The following is a 4211-nucleotide window of genomic DNA, read 5'->3' as shown; positions in this document are numbered from 1 at the left end:
GCTTCATTCTTTTATAGGTCATGTCATGCAAACGCTGGATGTATCTCAGGCTGTCGCTGCAGTCCATGCTGGCGGCGTTTTGTCCGCTGTTCTCAAGGCCGAGGGCGCCGCCCGCGCCTCGCACGACACCGCCGCGAACCGCTACCCCGATCGCTTCGAATCGGCCGCCTGGATCACGCGCACCGCGCTGTGCGCCGAGGTCCGCCACGGCGTGCTCTACCTGTTCATGCCGCCGCTGGCCGCGCTGGAGGACTATCTCGACCTGCTTTCCGCGGTCGAGCTGACCGCCCGCTCGCTCGGCGTGAAGCTGGTGCTGGAAGGCTACGCCCCGCCGCGCGACGCGCGCCTGGCGGTGCTGCAGGTCACGCCCGATCCGGGCGTGATCGAGGTGAACATCCATCCGGCGCACGATTTCCGGCAACTGGTGCAGCAGACCGAATTCCTCTACGACGCGGCCTGGCGCACGCGCCTGTCGTCGGAGAAGTTCATGATCGACGGCCGCCATGTCGGCACCGGCGGCGGCAACCACTTCGTGCTGGGCGGCGCGACGCCGGCCGACAGCCCGTTCCTGCGCCGGCCCGACCTGCTGGCCAGCCTGATCGCCTACTGGCACAACCATCCCTCGCTGTCCTACCTGTTCTCGGGCCTGTTCATCGGGCCGACCAGCCAGGCGCCGCGGGTGGACGAGGCACGCAACGACCAGGTCTACGAGCTCGACATCGCCTTCAAGGAGATCGAGCGCAACAAGCTGCTTCACGGGCAGGACATGCCGCCCTGGCTGGTCGACCGGGTGCTGCGCAACCTCTTGATCGACGTGAGCGGCAACACCCATCGCTCCGAGTTCTGCATCGACAAGCTCTACTCGCCCGATTCCTCGACGGGCCGGCTCGGCCTGCTGGAATTGCGCGCCTTCGAGATGCCGCCGCACGCGCGCATGAGCCTGGTGCAGCAACTGCTGCTGCGCGCGCTGGTGGCGCGTTTCTGGGATCGTCCCTACACGACCTCGCTGACGCGCTGGGGCACCGCGCTGCACGACCGCTTCATGCTGCCGGCCTTCGTGAAGATGGATTTCGACGACGTGATGGCCGAGATGCGCGAGGCCGGTTTCCCGTTCGACGCGGCCTGGTTCGCGCCGCATTTCGAATTCCGCTTCCCGCTGTTCGGCCAGGTGGCGGTGAAGGGCATCGAGCTGAGCCTGCGCGGCGCGCTCGAACCCTGGCACGTGATGGGCGAGGAGGGCGCGGTCGGCGGCACGGTGCGCTATGTCGATTCCTCGCTGGAGCGGCTCGAGGTGCGCGTGAGCGGCTTGAACGACAACCGTCACGTGATCACCGTGAACGGCCGGGCGCTGCCGCTGCAGCCCACCGGCACGGCCGGCGAATACGTGGCGGGGGTGCGCTACAAGGCCTGGGCGCCGCCCTCGGCCCTGCATCCGACGCTCGGCGTGCACGCGCCGCTGACCTTCGACATCGTCGATACCTGGATGAGCCGGTCGCTCGGCGGTTGCCGCTACCACGTCGCGCATCCGGGCGGGCGCAACTACGCGACCTTCCCGGTCAATGCCTACGAGGCGGAGAGCCGGCGCCTGGCGCGCTTCGTGTCGATCGGCCACACGCCGGGACGCATGGAGGTGGCGCCGGCCGCGCCGAGCCGGGAATTCCCGTTCACCCTCGACCTGCGCCGGGATTGAAAACAATGCGCGGGCAAGACCGGAGGAGACAGCCGGCCGCCAAGGTGGTCGGACCCGTCGGTCCGCAATGATAGGATTCGGGCTCGACGGGCGGCGCGCGTCGCGGACGAGGTGTCCGCGACGCTGCTCGCGCCAGGCCCAGGCTGACGAAACGACATCGTGCTTCCCCAATTTATCGACGATCTGAGCGCCGACGACGCCATGCATACGCTCTTCGACACAGGATCGATCCAGGACGCCGCCGAGCTCGGCGCGGCGCTGGCCGCGCCGGCCGTGACCGGCCGCTACGACGAGCTGCGCGGCGGCGCGGCGGCCCTGCAGACGGCCGCGCTGGCGCCGGTCTGGCGCGACTTCTTCACCCAGCTCGGCAGCGTCGGCTTCGCCGACCTCGACCGCCGCGCCGAGGCGCTCGAGCGCCGCATGCGCGAGAACGGGCTGGCCTACCAGTTGCACGACCAGAACGCCGGCGGCAGCGCCGCGCGGCCCTGGTCGCTCGACCTGCTGCCGATGATCGTCGCGCCCGACGACTGGGCCAGCATCGAGCGCGGCGTGCTGCAGCGCATGCGCCTGCTCAACGCCGTGACGGCCGACGTCTATGGCGAGCAGACCATCCTCAGGCAGGGCCTGCTGCCGCCCGCCCTGGTGACGGGGCACCCCGGCTACCTGCGGCCGATGCGCGGCGCCAGCGTGCCGGGCGGCATGTGGCTGCACCTGGCCGCCTTCGACCTGATGCGCGGCCCCGACGGGCGCTGGCGGCTGGTCGCGCAGCACACGCAAGGGCCCACCGGGCTCGGCTACCTGCTCGAGAACCGCGTGATCGTCTCGCGGCTGTTCCCGCGCGCGTTCCGCGGCCTGCGCGTGCAGCGCCTGGCCGCCAGCTATCGCGCGCTGCTGCACAGCATGCAGGACCTGAGCCCGGCCAAGAAGAATTCGCGCATCGTGCTGCTCACGCCGGGCCGCCACGCGCCGACCTATTTCGAGCACGCCTACCTGGCGCGCTATCTCGGCCTGACCCTGGTGGAAGGCGGCGACCTGACCGCGCGCGACCAGCACGTCTACCTGAAGACGCTGAGCGGGCTGGAGCCGGTGCACGGCATCCTGTGCCGCGTCGACGACGAATGGCTGGACCCGCTCGAGCTGCGCCCCGATTCGATGCTCGGCGTGCCGGGCCTGCTGCAGGCGGTGCGCGCCGGCAACGTGCTGCTGGCCAATGCGCCGGGTTCGGGCTTCCTCGAGTCGCCGGGCGTGCTCGGCTTCCTGCCCAAGCTGGCCGAGAGCCTGCTCGGCGAGACGCTGGAACTGCCGGCGCTGCCCACCTGGTGGTGCGGCGAGGCGGCCGCCTGCGCCGACGCGCTGCCGCTCCTGGCGCGCTCCATCATCAAGCCCGCCTATCCGCCGCTGGCGCAGGCGGGCGGGCGTTTCGACCCGGTCATCGGCGCGCGGCTGAGCCACCAGCAGTTGCTCGAATGGCGCGCGCGGATCCTCGCCAATCCGGCCCACTACGTGGTGCAGTCGGACCTGCCGCCCTCGCAGGCGCCGACCTGGCCGAGCAGCGCGCAGGGCTACGAGGGCGGCGCGCGGATCGTGCCCAAGCCGCTGCTGCTGCGCGTGTTCGCGCTGGCCGACGGCACCGGCTCCTGGCGCGTGCTGCCGGGCGGGCTGTCGCGGGTCGGCACGCGCGACGAGCTGTTCAACGCGCCGATGCCGCGCGGCGGCAGCAGCGTCGACACCTGGGTCATCACCGAAGGCGCGATCGACCCGACCACGCTGCTGCAGACGCATCTCGGCCCCGACGACCTGGTGGCGCGGCCGCGCACGATCTCCAGCCGCGCCGCCGAGAACCTGTTCTGGCTGGGCCGCTACACCGAGCGCGCCGCCAACCTGACGCGCCTGGCGCGCGCCGCCTTCGAGCGGCTGCGCGGCGAGGACGACGTCGACAGCCCCGCGCATCTCGAACTGCTCGACGCGCTGTGCCGCGAGAACGGGCTGATCCCGGCCGAGACGCAATCGGCCGCGGTGTCGCCGCGCGAGTTCCAGCAGACGCTGGCGCGCGCGCTGTCGCGGCGCGCCGATCGCGGCTCGGGCATCGCGGCCTGCGTGCTCGGCATGCGCGGCGCGGCCGCGGCGATCCGCGAGCGGCTCTCGCGCGACCAGTGGCGGCTGATCGACGATGCCACCCAGTTGTTCGACGAGCCCACCAACGGCGAGGACGAGCCCGAGGAACAGCTCGGCAATGCCGCGCTGCAGATGCTCGACCGGCTCAACCTGCTGCTCTCGGCGATCACCGGCGCGCAGACCGACAACATGACGCGCGACGACGGCTGGCGCCTGCTGTCGATCGGCCGCCAGATCGATCGCGTCGATTTCCTCGCCAGCGTGCTCTGCTTCTCCTTCCGCTGCAGATGCTCGACCGGCTCAACCTGCTGCTCTCGGCGATCACCGGCGCGCAGACCGACAACATGACGCGCGACGACGGCTGGCGCCTGCTGTCGATCGGCCGCCAGATCGATCGCGTCGATTT

The 4211-nt window shown here is 71.0% G+C and carries 2 pseudogenes; both read left to right on the top strand.

Annotation, left to right across the window (positions count from 1 at the left end):
* Positions 1-103 precede the first annotated feature (103 nt).
* Positions 104-1690: pseudogene (locus F3J18_RS35800) on the top strand (transglutaminase family protein); the annotation flags it as partial.
* A 201-nt stretch (positions 1691-1891) separates the two neighbouring features.
* Positions 1892-4084 (top strand): annotated as a pseudogene (locus F3J18_RS35795) (circularly permuted type 2 ATP-grasp protein); the annotation flags it as partial.
* Positions 4085-4211: the final 127 nt, after the last annotated feature.

It is taken from the genome of Burkholderia sp. Ax-1720 (genome assembly GCF_011753035.1).
Classification (GTDB): Bacteria; Pseudomonadota; Gammaproteobacteria; order Burkholderiales; family Burkholderiaceae; genus Burkholderia; species Burkholderia gladioli.
This window is presented reverse-complemented; position numbering and strand designations above follow the sequence as displayed.